Consider the following 19,973-nt stretch of genomic DNA (forward strand, 5'->3'; position numbering starts at 1 on the left):
TACCGGCCACCACGCCAGACCAAGGAGACAAGACATGAATGCCAAGGCAACACCAGACGCCGTCGCACCCGCAATGCCGGCCTCGCCCAAGCCAAAGCTCGGCCCGCTGGGCGCACAGCCAGCATTGTCCGAAACGGCCGCCATGGTCCAGCAGACGGTTCACCGCTTTGCGGAGGACGTCCTGCGGCCAGTCGGGATCCAGCTCGACCGCATGACACCGGACGCCGCGATCGCGCCCGAATCGCCGTTCTGGGCAGCACGCAAACAGTATCTCGACCTCGGCTTCACGATCGCTACCATGTTCGAACTCGAGCCGGCCGAGCGGGCCCAGGTCATGAGCGTGTTGTTCGAGGAACTGGGCTGGGGCGATGCCGGCCTGGCGATCTCGATCGGCGCGGGCCTGCTGCCCGCCTTCATGGCAGCCGCGTTCGGCAACCGCTTCCTGATGGAACGCTTCCCGGACACGATGCTGGGCTGCTGGGGCATCACCGAGCCCGATCACGGGTCCGACTCGCTCGATGCGAACCGCATGATCTTTCACGCCCAGGGCAAGTACGGGCGGCCGAACTGCGTGGCGACGCTGGATGGCGACAGTGTGGTCATCAACGGGCAGAAGTCCGCCTGGGTATCGAACGGAACCATCGCGGAGGTCTGCATCCTCTACTGCGCGGCGGATTCCGGCGATGGCCCCGACACGCAGCGCGGCTGCGTGGTCTATGTGCCAATGGACGCACCGGGCGTCACGCGCGGCAAGCCGCTGGACAAGATCGGGCAGCGCGCGCTCAACCAGGGCGAGATCTATTTCGACGATGTGCGCCTGTCGAAGGACTATCTGCTTGCCGGCCCCGATGACTATCTGCAGGCTGTCTATGCCATCCACACCTTCGCCAATTCCATCATGGCCACGGTGTTTGCCGGCACTGCCAGGTCCGCCTACGAACTGGCGCTCGGCTATGCGCATGAGCGCAAGCAGGGGGGCGTGCCGATCATCCGTCACCAGTCTGTCGCGCACCGCCTCTTCCACCTGGCGAGGAAGGTCGAATGCTCGCGCGCGCTGGCCCAGCGCGTGGTGCAGTACAACCTGACCAACGATCCTCCCGCGCTGCATGCCGGGATGATGGCGAAGGTCACGTCGACGCAGCACGCCTTCGAAGTTGCCAGCGACGCCCTGCAGATCTTCGGCGGCAACGGGCTCACGCGCGAATACCCGATCGAGAAGATCCTGCGCGATGCGCGTGCTTCGCTCATCGAGGACGGCTGCAACGAGGTCCTCGCCATCAAGGGCGGGTTCTACCTGATCGATGAGGAGCGGCTGTGATGTCAAGTACCGCACAAGCCGCGCGCGACGAACTGATCCTGGCAAACCTGGTAGCCAACCGGGTGGAATCGGAACCGGACCGCGACGTCCTCACTTTCGAGAGCGCTGGCGGGACCGAGGAAGTCCGCACCTACCGCCAGCTCTGGGAGAACGGCTGCCGGATCGCGGCCGGACTCGGCCAGGCGGGCATGGCGCCAGGCGACCGCTTCGCGTTGCTGATGCAAAACCATCCCGAGTTCGTCGAAGCCATGGTAGGTGCCTCCATCAGCGGCACGGTCTTCGTGCCGATTGATCCTCGCACCCGCGGCGACAAGCTCGCCTACATGCTGCGCCACTCGGGCTGCAAGGGAGTCATCTGCGCTGACTACGCCATGCAGGCGCTGGAGGCGGTCCGGGACCAGGTGCCGTCGCTGGAATGGGTCTGGGTGCTGGAGTCCGGCGAGCCTGACGTGCCAGCCCCGGGGACAGGCAGCCGCCGTGTCTCCGAGGTACTGTCCGGGCCGGTACCGGCGGCGGAGATCCGCAGCGTGGATCCGATGGCGCCCATGCAGATCATGTACACCTCTGGCACCACCGGTGACCCCAAGGGCGTGGTGATGCGGCACGCCCGCTACGGAGCCGCGGCAGGGTGGGCACCGCTGTTCGGGTACAGCCGCGATGACCGGCCCTATACGGGCCTCTCCCTGACGCATGGCAACGCGCAGATTGTGACCCTTGCAGCGAGCCTCAAGCTTGGCATGCGCGCGGTGTTCAGCCGGCGCTTCACCAAGTCGCGCCTGTGGGATATCGCGCGCAAGTGCGGCTGCACGACCTTCACGCTGCTCGGCGGCATGACCACGGCGATCTACAGCGAGCCGCCCAGGGCCGACGATGCCGACAACCCGGTCCGCTTCGTCATCAGCGCGGGCATGCCTGGCGCCATCTGGGATGCGTTCGCGCGGCGCTTCGCCGTGCGCATCGTGGAGTTCTATGGCGCGGTGGAGGGCGGGCTGACCATCAATACGGGCGAGGGGCCGGCCGGCAGCATCGGCAAGCCACCGCCGTTCCTCAACGTGCGGCTGGTCGACGAGGACGATCACGACGTGGCGCCAGGCCAGCCAGGCGAGCTGATCTTCCAGCTGGCCAATGGCTCGCCGGCCGATGTGGTCTACCTGCACAACCCCGAGGCTTCTGAAAGAAAGACGCAGGGAGGATGGCTGCGCATGGGGGATATCGGGCATCGCGACGCGCAAGGCTGGCTCTATTTCGACTATCGCATCGGCGGCGGCATTCGCCACAACGGCGACTTCATCCAGCCGGGCGAAATCGAGAAGGTCATTGCCGAGTGCGACGACGTTGCGGACGTCTATGTCTATGGCGTGCCTGCCGCGTCCGGCGCGCCTGGCGAGAAAGACGTGGTGGCCGCCATCGTGGCTGTCGCCGGCACGCAGATCGATCCGCAGGCTGTCTTCTCGCGGTGCAGGCAGCGTCTGAACGCAGGCATGGTGCCGTCCTACCTGCAGGTCCTGGCCGAGATTCCCAAGACGGCATCGGAGAAGCCGCAGGAGCGCTTCCTGCTGGAGGCCTTCAAGGCACAAGGCAAGCAGCTTTATCGCGAAATGCGGGCGTGACGCGGCGCTGCGCCGGCCGGCCCTCAACCAAGTATTCGTACAAGCATTCACACAAACAGCAGGAGACAAAGCATGGCTACCGATCAATATCAAGTTGTCGTCTATGGCGCCAGTGGCTACACCGGAAAGCTGATCGCCTGGAAGCTGGCGGTGGCCGGCATTCCCTTCATTGCCGCAGGCCGGGACCAGGCGCGCGTCGAGGCGCAGATGGCAGCGGTGTCTGAGCTGAAGGGGCACGACTACCACTGCGTTGGCGTGCGCCACGACCATGCGGACCTCGTCGCGCTGTTTTCCGGGCGCAAGCTCGTCATCAACGTGGTCGGCCCATTCATGCAGCTGGGCCTGCCGGTGGTCACGGCGGCGCTGCAGGCGGGCGCGCACTACCTGGACACCACTGGCGAGCAGGACTGGATGTTCCAGCTGAAGCGGGAGTTCGGTGAGAAATTCCGTCAGCGCGACCTGCTGCTGTGCCCCGCGAACTCGTATATGTGGGCCGAAGGTGTGCTGGCGACGGAACTGGCCCTGGAAACGCCGGGCATCGATACGCTGGAGTCGGTGTACCTTGCGGATTCGCAGGTCAGCGTGGCCTCTACCATGTCGTTCCTGCGCATGTGCACCAACCCCCAATATCGCATCCAGAACCGCGAACTGGTCGAGTGGCCGTATGCCACGCCTTACACCGTCCATGTACCGGGCGAGCACGTGAGCCTGAGCGCGTTGCCGTGGAGCGGCGGGGGCGAGCCGGTCTGGTATGAGGGCGACAGCCGCGTTCGCAACGTCCGCACGCTGGTTTCGTTCAAGAACCAGGAAGCCTTTGGGGCGGTGCTCGGGCTGCTGCAGAAGTTCGAAGCCGAGTGCCGCAAGCTCCCGCACGAGCAGCGCGAGCAGGTCACCAATGACTGGGGGCTGGGCATGACGACCGTGGAGCCGCCGCGCGAAGACCCCGATGTGAACCGGTGCGTGCTGTCGTGCTACGGCCGCGGCAATACCGCGTCGGTGTCCGTCGTGCTGCGGGGCAATTCGCCGTACGCGCAGACCGGCGTCTTCAATGCCGAAGCGGCTCGCCGCATCCTGTCCGGCAAGCTGAAAGCCGTGGGCTTTGCCTCTCCGGCCGCCGCGTTCGGTGCACGGGAACTGATCGGCGCCCAGGCGGAACAGGGCTATCTCGCCTGGGAAGCGGCTTCCCTCTGAGACTTGAATGCAAGGGGGCGTTAGCGCCGGGCTACCGGCGAGACGCCCCCGAAACGGGGCATACCATGAGTGAGACGGTGTATATCGTGGGCGTTGGCATGACGCCGTTCGGCAAGCAGATGGACAAGAGCATCAAGGACCTGACGCGCGAAGCGGTCACGATGGCCTTGAAAGATGCCGGATGCGAGGCAGGAGCGCTGCAGGCGGCATTCTTCGCCAATTGCACGCAGGGGCATATGGAAGGCCAGGACATGATCCGCGGTGAAATTGCGCTGCGGAGCATGGGAATCCAGGGCATTCCCGTGCTCAATATCGAGAACGCATGCGCCAGTGCCAGTTCGGCACTGCACCTGGCCGTCCAGTACGTCAAGGCCGGGGCGGCGGACATTGCCCTGGCTGTCGGTGCGGAGAAGATGTTTTCGGCGGACAAGGCACGCACGCTGAGTGTGTTCGATGGCGCCTGGGATGTCCATGAGAAAGCCGCCGGCACCGCCGCCCTGCTGGCGATGGGGCACGGTGTCGAAGTGCCGCCGGGCAGCAGCTCGCCCAGGCCATACAGCGTCTTCATGGACATCTACGCGGCGATGGGCCGGATGCATATGCGCGAGTTCGGCACGACACAGCGGCAGTTCGCCGCCGTATCCGCCAAGAACCACGGCCATTCGGTGCACAACCCCCTGTCGCAGTACCGCGAAGCCTTCTCGATCGAGCAGGTTCTTGGCGCGCCACCCATTACCTTCCCGCTGACGCTGCCAATGTGCTCGCCCATCAGCGATGGTGCGGCGGCAGCCATTGTCTGCAATGCGGCTGGCATGGCACGGCTGACCGGCAGCCGCAGCCGCGCGATCCGGGTACTGGCTTCGGTGGTGGTGAGCGGCAGCGATCGTGCGCCGGCCGACCTTGGCGCGCACCTCGTGCGCAAGGGCTCGGCGGATGCCTACCGGATCGCCGGCATTGGCCCGGCCGATGTCTCGGTCGCGGAAGTGCATGACGCGAGCGCCATTGGCGAGGTGATCCAGGTGGAGGCCATGGGCTTGTGCGAGCCGGGTGCGGGCGGCTGGGTAGCGGAGCGTGGGGAAACTTCGATCGGTGGCAGGATTCCCGTCAATCCGTCTGGCGGGCTCGAGTCGAAAGGGCACCCGATCGGTGCGACCGGGCTGGGGCAGATCTTCGAGCTGGTCACCCAGTTGCGGGCGGAAGCCGGTGCGCGCCAGGTGGATGGTGCCCGCATCGCCATTGCCGAGAACGGCGGCGGCCTGCACGGCGTGGAAGAGGCGGTTGCCTGCCTGACCATCGTGGGCAGGTAAGCGGGAACCAGTGTGGGGCGAGGCGGGCGGCGCCCTATGGTGCCGCCGCCGCCCAGGTAAAGACCTGCTCGATCAGCTGATCGCTGGCCTCCGAGAATGCCTGCGCGCCGCCGGCTGCATCCGGCGTGCGTGTCGGTACCTGTGCCCGGAACATCGCGCTGCGTACCTGCGGCGGGTTCGACTCGCTCAGCGTTGCAACCGCTGCTACCCGCGCCTCGCTCTCGGTGGCGCTGGCATAGTGCTGGACGAACTCGACCACGCGCAGGTTGAGCGCGAGCGGACGCGGTTCGCCGGCCCCACGTGCCGGCTGTGGCGAGGACCGCGCCTGGGCGTAGGCGCGCATCATCAGGTCTTCGATCAGCACCGGCGGTCGGTCGATCCACTGGTTGTGTGCATAGGCTTCGACTGCTTGGGCGGCCTTGTAGTCGAGCGAGTACAGGAAGCCGGTCTGGTTGATCCAGGGCGCGGCCGTGACGCGCAGCTGCAGGCCGGGCGGAAGCTTGCCGGCGGCGGTCGCGGCACGCTCCCCGCCGGCGATGGACCACCGGGTCGGTTGCGTGGGTGCCGAGGCGCAGGCCGCGAGCAGGCATACAACCAGCGCGCCCGGCATCAGGCATGCGAGGGCTGTCCGGGGAAGATGTGCCGGCACGATCAGCCTCCGAATCCGACTTCGCCCGGGCCGGGCCTGGACGGATGCTTGCCGAAGATGATCCGTTGCGGGTCGTCGCGCTGCTGGACCGCGACCTCATTGAGCGAGCTGGTCATTTCATCGACGCCTTGCAGTGTCTGCTCCAGCTGGGGAAGGATATTGCGGTCCACGCGCGCAGCGGAACGGTCAAAACTGCTTGCCATGCCCTTGAAGCCGGACAGCGTGCCGGTGGCTTCGCGCTGCAAGCCGGCCACTTCGGTCTTCAGGTCCGAGGTAAGGCCGCGCAGGTCGCCCGTCAGGCGGTCCACCCCGCCCAGACTGGTGCGGGCGGACTTGAGCAAGTCCGGAAGTTCGCCGGACGCGATGCTGAAATTGTGCATGGTGTTCTGCAGGTCTTCGCGCGTGGCCGGGTTGACGATTTCGATCAGCGCCTGCGTGAGCCGCCGCAAGTCGTCTACAGCTTCGGGCAAGGAGGCGCCGACGCGTTGCAACGACGATTGCTCCAGCGGGATGGTTGCGTTGTCCTGGTCAAGCAGGGAACCGCGCCCGCTGTCCAGCAGTTCGATATCCGACAGGCCCGTGATGCCCTGGCTGACCAGCCTCGCGGTGGTCGCGGTACTCAGGCGCAACGGCTGCGACAGGCGCGCCGTGATCACGACCTGCTTCTGGTTCTTGGGATTGATCCGCAGATCGGCCACTTTGCCAACGGGAATGCCGCGGTAAAGCACGGGCGCTTCGCGGTTGAGGCCGCTCACGGATTCTTCGGAAATCAGCGTGAGATCCTGTGAATAGATGTCGCGGCTGCGCGCCATCCACACGGCAAGCGCGGCGCCGGCCGCCACCAGCACGACGAAGAAGATGCCGGTGAAGAGCGCATAGGTCTTGCTTTCCATGATGCCTCCCGTGGATTGGCCTGGCGACAGTCAGGACGCGCCAGTCATGAAGTACTGGTGGATAAAGGGATGATCGACCTTGCGGACCTCTTCCAGGGTGCCGTTGGCCACCACGTGCTGGTCGGCCAGCACCGCCACGCGATCGATCATCGGTTCCAGCCGGAAAATCTCATGGGTCACGACGATGGCCGCCAGCCCAAGCAGGTGGCGCAGCGACAGCATCAGTTCGACGAACTCGCTGGCCGCCACCGGATCGAGACCGGACGTGGGTTCGTCCAGGAAAAGGAGTTCCGGGTCCAGCACGATCGCGCGCGCCAGGGCGGCGCGCTTGATCATGCCGCCGGACAACTCAGACGGCAGCTTGTCCGCGTCGGACGGCTTCAACCCCGACTGGGCAAGCTTGAGATAGGCGATGTCCATCATCTCTGCGCGGGACAGGTTGCCGCGTTCATGCAGCGGCACCATGATGTTCTCGAGCACCGTCAGGGCGCTGTACAGGGCGCCGAACTGGAACAACACGCCCCAGCGTTCGCGCAGCCAGCGCTGCCGCAGGAAGTAGGACGACCGGATGTGTTCGCCGAAGACTTCGACGGTGCCTTTGGCCGGCTCGGTCAGGCCCATCATGTGCCGCAGCAGCGTGGTCTTGCCACTGCCGGAGCCGCCAACCAGCGCTACCACCTCGCCCGGCCTGACTTCCAGGCTGACATCCTGGTGGATGACCTTGCTGCCGAAGGTCGTCCAGATTCCCGTCATGCGCACGGGCAAGGCCGGTTGTGCGGGCTCAGCCATGTTCATTTGCCCGTCAGTGAAAGTGCCACGGCGACGATCGCGTCCAGCACGATCACCAGCGTGATCGATGCCACCACGGAAGCCGTGGTCGAGGTGCCGACACTGGTGCTGTCCGGCTTCACGCGTTCGCCAAAGTGGCAACCGACCATGCCGATGGCGAAGCCGAACATGACGCCTTTGGCCAGTCCGATATAGAGCTGCCGAACCGGTACGACATCCCGGAAGCGGTCGATAAACAGCGAGAACGGGATATCCAGTTGCCCCCTGGCGGCCACCGCACCGCCGGCCAGGGCGAACAGTGTGGTCCAGAGCGTCAGCAGCGGCACGGCAAGGGCCAGAGAGGAAATCATCGGCCAGTAGAGCCGCAGCGTATGCGAGATCCCGTGCACGCTCATGGCATCCAGCTCCTGGCTCAGCTTCATGGCGCCGATCCGGGCGGTCAGTGCCGACCCCGACCTGCCCGCGATCAGGATGGCGCACAACAGGGGCCCCAGCTCGCGCAGGACGGCGATACCGAGGAAGTCGACGATGAAGATGTTCGCGCCGTACTGCAGCAACTGCTGCGCAGACAGGTAGCTCAGCACCATGCCGATCAGGTAGCCGACCAGCGCGGTGATCCCCAATGCGGTGACACCTGCCCGATAGCTTTCCACCGACAGTTCGCGCCATGGCATCAGGCGGGGCCTGAGCACGATGACGAGCGAGGCGAGCACATAGCCGCCCAGCAGGCGCAGAAAATCCCCGACATGGCTGAACGGATGGAGCAGGGCTTCACCGATTGCCGTCAGCGTATCGACGAGGATATGCCGCCTTGGCAAAGGCGGCGCATCGCCGACCGCGAGGATCTGTTCCAGCAGTGCGCGCTGCGCGTCGCTGCAGACGAGCTGCTGCGGCAGCACGCGATCCCAGCTGCGCACAAGCAGACGCAGGCCAACGGTGTCGAAGCGCTCCACGCCGCTGATGTCCCAGCGCGATGCGGCCACGGCGTGAAGTGCCTGTTCGGTGGCGGCAATCTGGCCGTGCAGCGCAGGAAACGTCCACAGCCCTTCAAGAATGGCTGTGCCGTTCTCGATACGCCAGTGCGGCTTTCCGGCCTGGGCACGTTCCATCGGCACCGACGCAGCCATTGGCCTACCTCCCTGCAGTCATCCCGGTAGCGTATGGCATGCCGGCCGCCTGCCGGTCGCCAGATGAATCTGAAGCTCCTCTTAACATAGTCGAAAAAGCGCCGTGTGGCCGGCTTCCAGGACGTGCCTTGGGACACGAGATCAGGAGGCGTTGACGTGGTCCGCTTCAAATCTGGCGACTGCCAGGTCAAGGGTGAAGAACATCCGGTCGCGCGTCAGCGTTTCCCCCAGCGGAGAGTGGCGGACCATGGCAAGCACATCGGGATTCATGCCGACGAGCCAGAGCAGGACCTCTTCTTCCTCGCGCAGCTTCTTTTCCGCATCGATCAGCATATGAAGCGCGGTGTACTCCAGGTCCGAGACGCCGGCCAGGTCCAGCACCAGCACCTTTGGCCTGACCTGGGCAACCATCGGCCTGAGCTTATGGCCGATATGCCGCGCATTCGCAAAATACACGCGTCCTTCCGGCCTCACCATCAGCAGGCCGGGGATCGTTTCATCTTCAGGATGCTCATCCGACCGTGGCCGGAACACGTTGGTGTTCGGCTTGCGGACCAGCACATAGAGGGGCGGGTCGGAGGTCTGGTAGGCCAGCGCCAGCAGTGACACGATGATGGCGATCACGATGCCCTGCAACGTGCCCAACACGACAACGCCGACCATGGCAATCACGGCCCAACTGAATTCTGTCCGTCGCACACTGAGAATCAGGCGAAATTCGGCAGGCTTGATCAGCGTGATGGAATAGACGATGACCACGGCGGCAAGGGTGGCTTCCGGCATCAGGCCCACCAATGGCGCGAGCACCAGCATTGTCCCCAGCGCCGCCAGTGCTGTCACAAGGCCGGCCAGTTGCGAACGTGCGCCCGACATCTTGTTGACGGCAGTCTGCGTGGTCCCGCCGCCGGCAGCCATGGCGCCAAGGAATGCGCCTCCCAGGTTCGCGAAGCCCGTGGCCATCAGTTCGCGGTTCGCGGCGGGGGACCGCTCGCCGCTTTGTACGAACGCCCGGCCGGCGGCGATGCTTTCCGTGAAGCTCATCAGTGCAATGCCTAGTGCTCCCGGCCATAGCTGCTGCATCAGTTCCAGGTCGGGCAGAGTCAGCGGCGGCAGGCCGGTCGGGACCTTGCCGACGATGGCCACGCCGTGGGCCGGGAGGTTCAGCAGCGAAACGCCGGCAATGCCGGCGGCAACGGCAATGAGGGGCGCGGGCGCGCGCGGCAGCCAGTGCTCCATTGACAACAGGATCCCGACCATCGCGATGCCCACGGCCGCAGTCGCCAATGACGCATGCGGAATACCCTGCGCAATGGCCAGCAGGTTATGGAAGAACGAACCCTTTTGAATATGAATGCCGAGTAGCTTCGGGATCTGGTCCACCACGATGACAATGCCGATCCCGGCCTTGAAACCGATCAGCACGGGCTCGGAGATGAAGTCGGCGACGAAGCCAAGCCGCAGCAGCCGCGCCGCGAGGAGCATGGCGCCTACCAGGAACGTCAGCGTGGCCGACGCCGCGATCAGCGTCGATGGGGCGGGGTGTGGGCCAAGGCTCGCGAATGCGGCGGCGACCAGGATCGCGAGCGTCGTGGTTGTGCTCACGCTGAGCGTACGCGAACTGCCGAGCAGGGCGTAGATCAGCATTGGGGCAAAGACTGTATACAGGCCAACCTGGACGGGCAGGCCGGCAATGGTGGCATAGGCAAGCGCCTTGGGGATGACCACCGCGGCAGCGGTCAGCCCGGCTACCACATCCGGTGCCGCCCATTCCTTGCGGTAGTCATGCAGCCACCGGGGCATCGGCGGGCTGACAGAGCCTGTTGCCCTGCGGGACGCTCCGGCGAGTGGGCGACGGCGGGCGGCCTGGCGTTGCCATCCGTGTTGCATGGTCATGTCTCCCGGACATGCGCTTCGAAAGAGGGCCTGGAACGTCTTTCCAGGATGGATATGGACTTCCTGTGCCCGCCCGAATCAGACAGGTCGGGCCGGGCCTTTTCCTTGGGCATGTCGGGCTCCCTGGGGGGCTGCCTTTTTGTGCGAGGTGGCGCTTACAGTTTGGTCGTCAGGGTGCAGTGAGTCAAACGTGCTGTCACGTTGGCATGCAGCGGATGCTGCCGGCGCGCTCCAGGCTGAATGCCAAGCCGTTGAGGCTGTCTCCGGTCAGGCCCCGGATACGTTCGGCGCCGGCGGCTGCGAGCGTTCCTGCCAGATCGTCCGCAATGGCTGCACTGGTCGCGCTCCGACGCGAGCGCGTCCACGGAGCGTCCCGCGGCTTCCTTCTGCACGTCGACGCCGTAGTCGGAGAGGATCGTTGTTGCGGCGGGGCCGGCGATTCAACTTGCCAGGTCAACGACATTCAGGTCGGAAAAAATGCTGTCCCGCGTCACGGGCGCCCCCGCTGGCAGACTTGAAGTATCTGACCGAGCACAGGCATGCGATTGCCCGTGCGCGTCAGGAAAACTGAGTCTAGGCTCTCATCATCAAAATTCAAAAGAGGATTCACGGGAGGAGCGCAACATGGATAAACCCGCCGGCGGTGCCGCCACCAAACCACGTATCCAGCCACGCGATGCGATTGGCGAGTTTGCGAGAGTGCTCTCGCATCTGCGTGGGTTGTTGTTCATTCTGTTTTCAGTATTCGTGGTGCTATCGATCGCCATGCACTACGCCGGCGGGGCGGTAGAGACAGCCACGGGAGCGCCGGCGTCCGCGGGGCGCGTGGCCTACTTCTGTGCCATTACTGCATTGACGATCGGGTACGGAGACGTGGTCCCGACCACTGATCTGGGCCGGATCATTTCGGTGCTGCTGGGTCTGCTGGGGGTGCTGATCACCGGGCTGGTGACTGCGGCAGCGGTCTATGGCGTTCAGGCAGCCGCCCACCGGGCTGGCATCCGGCCGCGGTAACCCTGTCAGATTGCCCGCTCAGATCCGACGTACGCGGGAGATCTCGAATTCCGTGCGGCAGGCCTTGCTGAACGGGCCCAGGATTTCAATCGAGCCATCGGCGATCATGGGTCGCAGTTCCACGAAGCTCTTGTCCGGGGACAAGTAGGCATCGACAATGGTCTGCCCGACCTGCTCGGCTTTCGCCACAACCTCGGGCGAGGACAGTATGCGCATCTGGCTCATCTTCGCGTAGAGGCTGACGAGCGCCGGCATATCCGGCACGTGATGTTGCAATGCGTCCATGTAGCAGTGCGACGCTTCCTCGATGAATGCCTTGTACAGGTCTTCCCGGCGGAAGTGGTCCTGCGCCAGCCACTGTTCCCTGACCTGGGTGCGATGCGCCAGCCAGGCGCCGAATACGGATGTCAGGCCGCCGATAAACGTGCCGGCCAACGCAGCCAGTGCGGATACGACCGAAATGTTCAAGGACTCACCCCTTATCATGCAAGCATCAGGTATCCCTCAGCGCGGCTTCAGCTCAACCGGCGGATCGGCGCGGTAGCCACCACCCAGCGCTTTGGCCAGCGCGATCTCCTGGCTGATCTTCTGGCCATCCACCGTCAGCTGCGCAATCTGTTCGGCAATGAGGGGCTGGCGTGCTTCCATCGCCAGGTACCGGCTGCCGAGTCCTCGCTGGTACCGTGCTTCGGCACTGTCGCGAACGAATGAAACGGCCTGAACCTTGCGTCGTTGCAGCTGTGCCTCGTCGTCAAGGGCCTGCAGGCGTGTTCCGGTAATGGCCACGTCGCGCACCGCGTTGAGCACGGCCTGGTTGTACTGCGCGATGAGCGTATTGCTCGCCGTGCGGGCGCCGCCCAGGTTCGCGTTCAGCCGCCCGCCATCGAAGATCGGCAGTGTGAGGCCTGGGATCAGGTTGATCTGCTGGCTTGCGCGCATAAAAAGGTCCGACAGGTGAAGGGCGTTGAAGCCGAAGAAGGCCCGGATGTCGAAGCGTGGGTAGAAGGCGGCCTTTGCCGCGTCGATCCGGCTGAACGACGCCTGCACCACCCAACGCAACGCCTGCAGGTCCGGACGACGCGCCAACAGTTCATACGACAGCGAATCGGGAACGCCGGTGCTGATCTGCGGCAGCGCGACCGGCCGGATCTCCGGCATATCGTCAGGCCCGGCCCCGATCAGCGCCCGCAGCGATTCGCGCAACTGCCTTCCGGTGCCGCGTGCCGCCACGAGCTGGCGCTCCACCGTCAGCAGTTGCGCCTGCGCTTCCTCGGTCAGGGTGCGCGATTCCAGCCCGAGGGCTGCGCGAGCCTGGTGCGTCTGTACCGAGAAGGCGGCCACCTCCCGCGCTTGCTCCAGCAATCCGATCAACTGGTAGTAGGTCTGGATGCCGTAGTACAGCTGCGCCACATCGGTCGAAAGCTCCAGCTCGACAGCGTATGCTTCTGCTAGGCGCGCGTTGCTCAGGCCGATAGACGCCTCGACCTGCGCGCGCTGCAGGCCCCAGAGGTCAATGTCGAGACTGGCGCCGATGCCGACAATGCCTTCCGTGTACCAGGGGCCGTCGAGCCCGAGGGCCGGCTCGTTCAACGCGAATGGCCCAAGGAATCCGTGGGCGGACACGTGTTCGCGATCGATCGCGCCAATGGCCACCGCCTGCAGGCCCGTACCTGACTTGACCAGCTCGACTTCCGTTTTCGCCTGTGCAACGCGCCTGCGCGCAACCTCCATGCCCGGTGCTTCCGCCAGCGCGCGCTCGATCAGGGCGGCGAGCTGGGGATCGTCGTAGTGCGTCCACCAGCGCGCTTGTGGCCAACCATCGCGCGCCAGGCGGATATCGTCGGCCAGGCGGATCTGTTCAGGGGGGACTTCCGCAGACGGCACACCGTTTTCGTGAATCAGGGCGCAGCCGCCTGCCGCGCACAGGAGCCCGGCGGCCAGCAGGCCGGCGGCGAGCCGGCAAGTCCGATTGGGCCGATGAGGCCGGCAAGGTGGCTTGCAGTCAACCGGCATCATGGGACTCACGAAGCAGCATTGAGGAGGGTGCCGCCGCCGCTTGCCACTCGGGCAGGCCACACAGCTGGCGAACCAGGTTGTGCATGGCCGACAGCACAGGTCCTGCGAAGTGCCGATCACCGGGCACCGCGAGCTCGGCGGGTCGAGGCGATTGCGCCGAGGGCGGGCTGGCAATCAGCGCATCGGCGTAGTGGCCGAGCAGCGCAGCGGCCTGCGCCTGAAACGCGCGCATTGCGTCGTCATCGGCGCTGCCCGGACGAATCTCGCCTGACTCCAGCGCATTGTGGAGTGCGATGCCAGCCAGCATGATCTCGCGTCCTTGCGCAAGCACCGCCTGCGCGCGCAGCGTAAGCAGTGCATGCTCGCCTTCCTGCCAGTTCGGTTCGAGCGTCACGCGGGCCAGCGTGTCTTCGCAATCGGACAGCACGGCCCAGGTCTGCAGTTCTTGCTGCGCATAGGTCAGGTGCCCGGGCATGGTGCCTGCGGCGGCCGGTTGCAGCAGGCGGGCAACCGCGCGCAGCATGCCGGCCAGTTTCTGCCTGAGGACATCGCCCTCGGCTTCCCGCCATACCGACATCTGGATCAGGGTGGCAATGGCAACGCCCAGCAGGATGCCGGCCACGCGGTCACGGATTTCGGTGAGATCGATGGTGGGGCCGAATTTTCCGAGCAGGGCGAGGGAAAACGTGAACAGGATCTGAATGCCCGCGTAGCTGACGCGCTCCGATCCGGCGGCGATCCACGCGGCGAGCGCGACGACCGGCAGTGTCATCAACAGCAGTCCCTGGATACTTTCCAGGCGCGGCACGACGAACACCACCATGAATAGCGCCAGCGCGCTGCCGGTGAGTGCGCCGCCGACACGCAGCATCGCCCGCTGCATCGACGCGCCCAGGCTGGGCAGGGCGACGATCAGGCAGGTCAGCATGATCGTGTGCGCCCCTTGCCAGTCGGCGGCCGTATAGAAGACATAGCAGATCAGCACGGCCAGCAGCGTCTTGAGCGCGAACCTCGCGTATGCCGGGTTGGTCAGGGCATCCGGAGCCATCATCGGTGGTTCCGGCGGCGCCTTGGCGGCTGCGCCGGCGGCCGAATCGGCATCGGCCAGCGCCACTAGTGCCCGCTGCATTTCTTCTGCGGCTGCCGGCAAGGGCGCAGCGCCGCCCTGAGCGGGTGCTGCGGGCGGCGTGTACTGATATCGGTTGTCTGCAGCCAATGCTGCATCCAGCGCCTGGCAATTTGTGCGCAGTTGCCGCAGCGCGGCAAGCTGCGCCGCGGAGGGGCCCGGCATGTCGTCCGGCAACTCGGCTGCTGCCCGATACAGGCGCGACACGATGGCAACGCAGGCCAGCTGATGCGCCATGTCGTGCCGGTAGCGCGCATCCCGCATGGTGGCGAACTTCAGCAGCTTCTGCAGCGTCAGGGCGCCCTGCTGGATTGCCAATGGCGTGATCGGCTCGGCCACCGGTGTACCGTCGATCAGGCGGCTCAGATGGATATCGACCGCGTCCAGCTGCCGGTGGATTTCCGCTTTCAGCTGCTGCTGTGGTTCGGCCGGCAGCAGCAGCGTGTTGATCAGCAGCGTCAGGGCAATCGGGTAGTTCACGGCGACCCACACCCACAGGACGGCCCGGATCAGCAGTTCGGCCTGATCGGTGCGGTCGACGAAGGTCTGCACGTAAATGACGACAATGGCGACGATGAAGAAGATGATGCCGATCTTGAGCACGCGCATCAGATAAACACTGCCGAAGAACAGCGCGCTGGCCGCCACGATGCGCAGCAGGGGATAGTCAAACGTCAGTTTGAGGACCAGGATCGAGAGGCCGACGGCCAGCGTCGATCCCACCATGAACATCACGCCCACCAGCCGGGTGACCACGACGTTCGATTGCGTGACGTAGAACACCACGAGCAGCGAGAGCGGGAGCTCCGGCACCTGCAGCGCCATCGACACGACGAGCACGATGGCGCTGGTCAGCATGCAACGCAGCATGATGTTGACGCGTCCCGGATACGGGGAAAGCTGGCTGCGCAGGTATGCTTGCGCCCGCAGCACGCTGTCCGGCAGGTAGGTGCTCGGATTCATGCCGCGACCTCAGCGCTGCGCGCTGGCTCTGCCATCCTCGGGATGCAGGATGGCGACCGCGGAAGTGCCGACCCGGAACAGTTCCGGATTGGGATTTTCAATGCGGATCTTGACCGGGAAGCGCTGCGAAACGTGCACCCAGTTAAGCGTGCGCTGAATTCGTGGCAGGCCGCCGGGCAGCGCCAGGCCGCCTTCTTCGGGCGCGACGCCATAGCTGATCGAATCGACCGTGCCGCGAAAGCGCTGGCCGGTGTCGCTCATCAGGTAGACGGTGGCCGGCGTGCCGGCCCGGATGCCTTTCAGCTCCGTTTCCCGGAAGTTCGCCACGACATACCAGTTGCGGGTATCGATCAGCGTGAATACCGGTTTGAGCGCGGAAGCGAACTGGCCGGTCGAAGTCTTCAGCGACGCCACCCGTCCGTCGAAGGGCGCGCGCACGGTGGCGAACTCCAGGTGCAGTTCGGCCAGGGAGATTTCTGCCAGGACCACGGCGCGCTGTGCAACCAGTGCCTCGACCCCGGTTACCGCTGCCGCTGCCTGCTGCGCCTGCAGCTGTGTCGCATTGAGTTCGGCCTGGCTGGCGCGCTGCGCGGTACGTGCGCGGTCGACGTCTTCCGCAGACACATAGCCTTGCGGCAGCAGCGGCTCGGTGCGGCGCAGTGTGTCCGTCGCCTGGGTGGCGGCAGCCCGCGCGCGCTCGACGGCTGCCCGGACGGACTGGGCGTTGTACTGCTGCGCATTCACCGTGCGCTGATGCAGCATGATCTGCTGGTCCAGTGCGACCAGGGATGCCTTGGCCCGCGTCAGGGCGTCCTGGTACGGGCGCGGGTCGATCTGGAACAGCAGGTCGCCCTGCTTTACCGCTTGGTTGTCGCGCACAGCGAGCTGGACAATGCGGCCGTTGACTTCCGGCACCACGTCGATGGCATCGGCATAGACATAGGCATCGTCGGTGCGCGGCGACCGGTCCAGCAACCAGATGACCAGGATCAGCAGCGCCAGCGTGACAGCGACCAGTACGATGGCCGGCCATGTCTTCTTTTTCTTGCTGTCCGTTGTCGTCATGATTTCCCCGAAAAGGGTCAGTGCCGGAACAGGATCAACCAGACAACAAGGGAGAATAGTGCAGTGAGTGCCGGATAAGCCACTGCCGGAGGGCCCAGCCAGTATCCGGACCCGGCGCGCTCCAGGGTCACGTAGCAGACGATGGCAAGCGCAACGCCTGCGATGATGCAAAACATCCAGTCGGGAAAATAGGCACCGAGCACGCTCAGGGATGGCGATCTTGCGCATCCCCCGACCGAGGTGCCAACGATTGCAGCAACTCCGATCGCCCTCATGGCGCCTCCCTTTCTTCAGCGCTGCGTACGGATGTCGGAAAAAAGGCCCATGCCCTCCGGGATTCGTTCTGCGCATCGGGCCTCGGCCAGCGCATTTTGCACGATATGTACAGGCAATGGAAGAATCGCGGCGCTCCCACGGAATGCCAGTATTCGCGGGCAGGCGAGTCTTTCAGTCATAAAAAAATGCCCTTGGCCGGGTGGGCAAGGGCAGTAAGAGCGGGCGAGTCGCAGGTTCGCCCGCCGCAATCATCACTTTGAGCCCAACGCCTGCGCATCATCAGTTTTGATGATGTTGTTGCGGTGCGACGATCAGGACCGGCAGTTGCGCGCGGAAATACGGGCACTTACCGGCCTCAGGCGAGGTCCTGTGCGGGGTTGCAGTGGTGCCACGCGCTCCCCACCCCCATTGGGGGTAATGAAAAACCCCTCTCAAAGAATGACGAGGACATGCCGATCATGTCGGTTGGACCATCACGTCCTGAGCGCCTGGCAAGAGCGCCGCGAGAAGGTTTTCGGGAGAGTTCACGTCATGAATGGCACGTACAACCCGCTGCTGGTATTTCTGTCGCTGATCGTGGCGTCGCTGGCTTCGTATACCGCGCTGGAGCTGGCGAGCCGGATATTCCAGTTGTCGTCGCGCTGGCAGCAGATGCCCTGGCTGGTCGGCGGCGCGGTGGTGATGGGCATCGGCATCTGGTCGATGCACTTTATCGGCATGATGGCCTTTTCGCTGCCTGTGCCGCTCGGCTACGATCTGGCCACGACGGCGATATCGATGCTGATTGCCAGCGTGGTGTCCTTCCTGGCCCTCGCGCTGGTCACGCGCGGTCATCTTTCCGCGATGCGGATCGCCGTGGGCGGCACGCTCATGGGTCTGGGCATCGCGGCGATGCACTACGTTGGCATGGCGGCCATGGAGATGTCGCCGCCGGTGCGCTACAGCGCCTGGATCGTGGCAACATCGGTCGGCATTGCGATTGCGGCTTCCAGCGCAGCGCTTTGGATTGCATTCACGCTGCGCGGCGCCTCGGACGAGCAGCATATCGTGCCCAAGCGGCTCGGCTCGGCGCTGGTCATGGGGCTGGCGATCACCGGCATGCACTACACCGGCATGAGCGCGGCGGATTTCGCCCCCGGCAGCGTCTGCCTGTCGGTCAACAAGCTCGATCCCAACTGGCTGGCCATGATCGTCTCGGCAGCCTCGCTGGTCCTGCTGACGGGTACGCTGTTGTTCCTTGGCTGGCATGCCAGCAGCCTGGCGAACTCCCTGCGCCGCGCCAATCACCGGCTGCAGCACCTGGGCACGCACGATGCGCTGACCAACCTGCCCAACCGCCTGCTGCTGGCCGGGCAGGTCGGCGAGGCAATCCGTACCTTCAGGCGCGGCGAGGGCGTGTTCGCCGTGCTGTTCGTCGACCTGGACGGATTCAAGACCATCAACGACTCGCTCGGGCATGCAGTTGGCGATGAACTGCTCAAGACGTGTGCGGAACGGCTCAACGCCAGCGTACGCAGGAACGATGTGGTGGCGCGTGTGGGCGGTGACGAGTTCGTGATCCTGCTGCGCGATCTTTCTGAGGCCGCCAACGCGGCGACCGTTGCCGCCAGCCTGTTGCGGATGCTTTGCCAGGAGGCGATCCTGCATGGCGTGCGGCTCAGGGTGAGCGCGAGTATCGGCATTGCCTTGTACCCGCGCGACGGCACCGATACCGAGGCGCTGCTGCATAGCGCGGACGCCGCCATGTACGACGCCAAGCAGGGTGGCCGCAACACTTACCGCTTCTTCGAACCCGGCATGCACGCCAATGCCATCCGCACCCTGACGCTGCAGCGCGACCTGCAGCGGGCGCTGGAGGAGGGGCATCTGAGCATCGTGTTCCAGCCCAAGTTCTGCATGGGCCGGCAGGCGCTGACCGGGGCCGAGGCGCTGATCCGCTGGCATCACCCGGAGATCGGCGATATCCCGCCGCTGGAGTTCATTCCCATTGCCGAGCGTTCCGGGCAGATCATCCAGATCGGCGAATGGGTCATCCGCGAAGTCTGCCGCTGGATTGCGCAATGGGAGTCGCAGGGGCTGCCCCGTGTGCAGATTTCCATCAACCTGTCGCCGGTGCAGTTCAACGTGCCTGACCTGGTAGAGCGCATCGACGCCATCGTGCGCGCGGCCGGCGTGGAGCCGGCACACATGATGTTCGAGATCACCGAGTCCGTTGCCATGCAGAATGCCGAGAAGTCGGCCGAGACCATCCGCAGGTTCCACGCCAGCGGGTACGAGATGGCGATCGATGACTTCGGCACGGGATATTCCAGCCTGGCCTACCTGCAACGCTTCCAGGTCCGGCAGATCAAGGTGGACCGGTACTTCACCCAGGAACTGGACCTGCACGAGGCCGAGGGCGAAGCGCTGCTGTCGGCCATCGTCACGCTGTCCCACGCGTTGCATATGAATGTGATTGCCGAGGGCGTGGAGACGGACACCCAGATGAGCAAGCTGGCGGCGCTGGGTTGCGATGAGGTGCAGGGCTTCCTGCTGGCAAGACCACTGGCCGGCGCGGTATTCGAGGACTTCCTGCGCGGCGGGGCGGAGGCGCGTGTGGATCGCGCGGCACTGGCCGTATTGCCGGCGTCTACATCGGGCGAGGCTTTCATCTATAGCGCCGCGGCGACGTAGCGCCTCCGTAGCCCCGGCCGCATCATGCTGCGGCGGCTGCCTCACCATGGACGTAATCTGCCG

At 65.1% G+C, this 19,973-nt stretch carries 16 protein-coding genes; 6 read left to right on the forward strand and 10 right to left on the reverse strand.

Annotated elements, in window-relative coordinates; all coding sequences use genetic code 11:
• The first annotated feature begins 34 nt into the window (after nucleotides 1-34).
• The 4 genes from RM96_RS08550 to RM96_RS08565 all read left to right on the forward strand — a co-directional run bounded on the left by RM96_RS08550 (nucleotide 35) and on the right by RM96_RS08565 (nucleotide 5,426).
• Nucleotides 35-1,318 (forward strand): acyl-CoA dehydrogenase family protein, encoded by a 1,284-nt coding sequence (locus tag RM96_RS08550; RefSeq protein WP_052279393.1) that lies wholly within the window; start codon nucleotides 35-37, stop codon nucleotides 1,316-1,318.
• Nucleotides 1,318-2,928, forward strand: coding sequence for an AMP-binding protein (locus RM96_RS08555; protein ID WP_039009720.1), 1,611 nt, complete (start codon nucleotides 1,318-1,320; stop codon nucleotides 2,926-2,928). The genes RM96_RS08550 and RM96_RS08555 overlap by 1 nt, the downstream gene beginning before the upstream one ends.
• A 72-nt stretch (nucleotides 2,929-3,000) precedes the next feature.
• Nucleotides 3,001-4,119 (forward strand): saccharopine dehydrogenase family protein, encoded by a 1,119-nt coding sequence (locus RM96_RS08560; RefSeq protein ID WP_039009722.1) that lies wholly within the window; start codon nucleotides 3,001-3,003, stop codon nucleotides 4,117-4,119.
• A gap of 65 nt (nucleotides 4,120-4,184) precedes the next feature.
• Entirely contained in the window at nucleotides 4,185-5,426 is a 1,242-nt protein-coding gene (locus tag RM96_RS08565) for a thiolase family protein (protein WP_039009724.1), read from the forward strand.
• A 34-nt stretch (nucleotides 5,427-5,460) separates the two neighbouring features.
• On the opposite strand, the gene RM96_RS08570 is transcribed toward RM96_RS08565, so the two are convergent.
• The 5 genes from RM96_RS08570 to RM96_RS08590 form a co-directional block, all read right to left on the reverse strand.
• Nucleotides 5,461-6,075, reverse strand: coding sequence for an ABC-type transport auxiliary lipoprotein family protein (locus RM96_RS08570; RefSeq protein WP_152624067.1), 615 nt, complete (start codon nucleotides 6,073-6,075; stop codon nucleotides 5,461-5,463).
• A 2-nt stretch (nucleotides 6,076-6,077) separates the two neighbouring features.
• A complete protein-coding gene (locus RM96_RS08575) occupies nucleotides 6,078-6,968 on the reverse strand; it encodes an MlaD family protein (RefSeq protein WP_039009728.1) in 891 nt (296 codons plus the stop codon).
• 30 nt (nucleotides 6,969-6,998) lie between these two features.
• Nucleotides 6,999-7,757, reverse strand: coding sequence for an ABC transporter ATP-binding protein (locus RM96_RS08580; protein ID WP_039009730.1), 759 nt, complete (start codon nucleotides 7,755-7,757; stop codon nucleotides 6,999-7,001).
• Nucleotides 7,758-7,759: 2 nt separating this feature from the next.
• Complete coding sequence (locus tag RM96_RS08585; protein WP_052279394.1) at nucleotides 7,760-8,884, reverse strand: ABC transporter permease; 1,125 nt, start codon at nucleotides 8,882-8,884, stop codon at nucleotides 7,760-7,762.
• A 141-nt stretch (nucleotides 8,885-9,025) separates the two neighbouring features.
• Nucleotides 9,026-10,684 carry a SulP family inorganic anion transporter gene (locus RM96_RS08590; RefSeq protein WP_052279395.1) on the reverse strand — a complete coding sequence of 553 codons (1,659 nt, stop codon included), beginning with the start codon at nucleotides 10,682-10,684 and terminating at the stop codon, nucleotides 9,026-9,028.
• A 717-nt stretch (nucleotides 10,685-11,401) separates the two neighbouring features.
• On the opposite strand from RM96_RS08590, the gene RM96_RS08595 reads away from it, so the two are divergent.
• Entirely contained in the window at nucleotides 11,402-11,791 is a 390-nt protein-coding gene (locus RM96_RS08595) for a potassium channel family protein (RefSeq protein ID WP_052279396.1), read from the forward strand.
• Between the two features lie 18 nt (nucleotides 11,792-11,809).
• Here the strand turns inward: RM96_RS08595 and RM96_RS08600 are convergent, their stop codons facing one another.
• From RM96_RS08600 to RM96_RS40510, 5 genes are read right to left on the reverse strand one after another with little or no spacing between them, the layout of a single operon-like run.
• A complete protein-coding gene (locus RM96_RS08600) occupies nucleotides 11,810-12,259 on the reverse strand; it encodes a hypothetical protein (RefSeq protein ID WP_238587167.1) in 450 nt (149 codons plus the stop codon).
• A 36-nt stretch (nucleotides 12,260-12,295) separates the two neighbouring features.
• Nucleotides 12,296-13,807 carry an MdtP family multidrug efflux transporter outer membrane subunit gene (locus RM96_RS08605; RefSeq protein ID WP_443112246.1) on the reverse strand — a complete coding sequence of 504 codons (1,512 nt, stop codon included), beginning with the start codon at nucleotides 13,805-13,807 and terminating at the stop codon, nucleotides 12,296-12,298.
• Nucleotides 13,794-15,896 carry an FUSC family protein gene (locus RM96_RS08610; RefSeq protein WP_039009734.1) on the reverse strand — a complete coding sequence of 701 codons (2,103 nt, stop codon included), beginning with the start codon at nucleotides 15,894-15,896 and terminating at the stop codon, nucleotides 13,794-13,796. Before RM96_RS08610 ends, RM96_RS08605 begins: the two co-directional genes overlap by 14 nt.
• Nucleotides 15,897-15,905: 9 nt before the next feature.
• On the reverse strand, nucleotides 15,906-16,961 hold the full coding sequence (gene mdtN, locus RM96_RS08615; protein WP_039009736.1) for a multidrug transporter subunit MdtN: 1,056 nt from the start codon (nucleotides 16,959-16,961) through the stop codon (nucleotides 15,906-15,908).
• A 17-nt stretch (nucleotides 16,962-16,978) separates the two neighbouring features.
• On the reverse strand, nucleotides 16,979-17,236 hold the full coding sequence (locus RM96_RS40510; protein WP_039009738.1) for a YtcA family lipoprotein: 258 nt from the start codon (nucleotides 17,234-17,236) through the stop codon (nucleotides 16,979-16,981).
• Nucleotides 17,237-17,768: 532 nt separating this feature from the next.
• Between RM96_RS40510 and RM96_RS08625 the strand changes: the two genes are divergently transcribed.
• Nucleotides 17,769-19,910: a putative bifunctional diguanylate cyclase/phosphodiesterase gene (locus RM96_RS08625; RefSeq protein ID WP_052279397.1), complete on the forward strand. Its 2,142-nt coding sequence runs from the start codon at nucleotides 17,769-17,771 to the stop codon at nucleotides 19,908-19,910.
• Nucleotides 19,911-19,973: the final 63 nt, after the last annotated feature.

The organism is Cupriavidus sp. IDO (genome assembly GCF_000812465.1).
Classification (GTDB): domain Bacteria; phylum Pseudomonadota; class Gammaproteobacteria; order Burkholderiales; family Burkholderiaceae; genus Cupriavidus.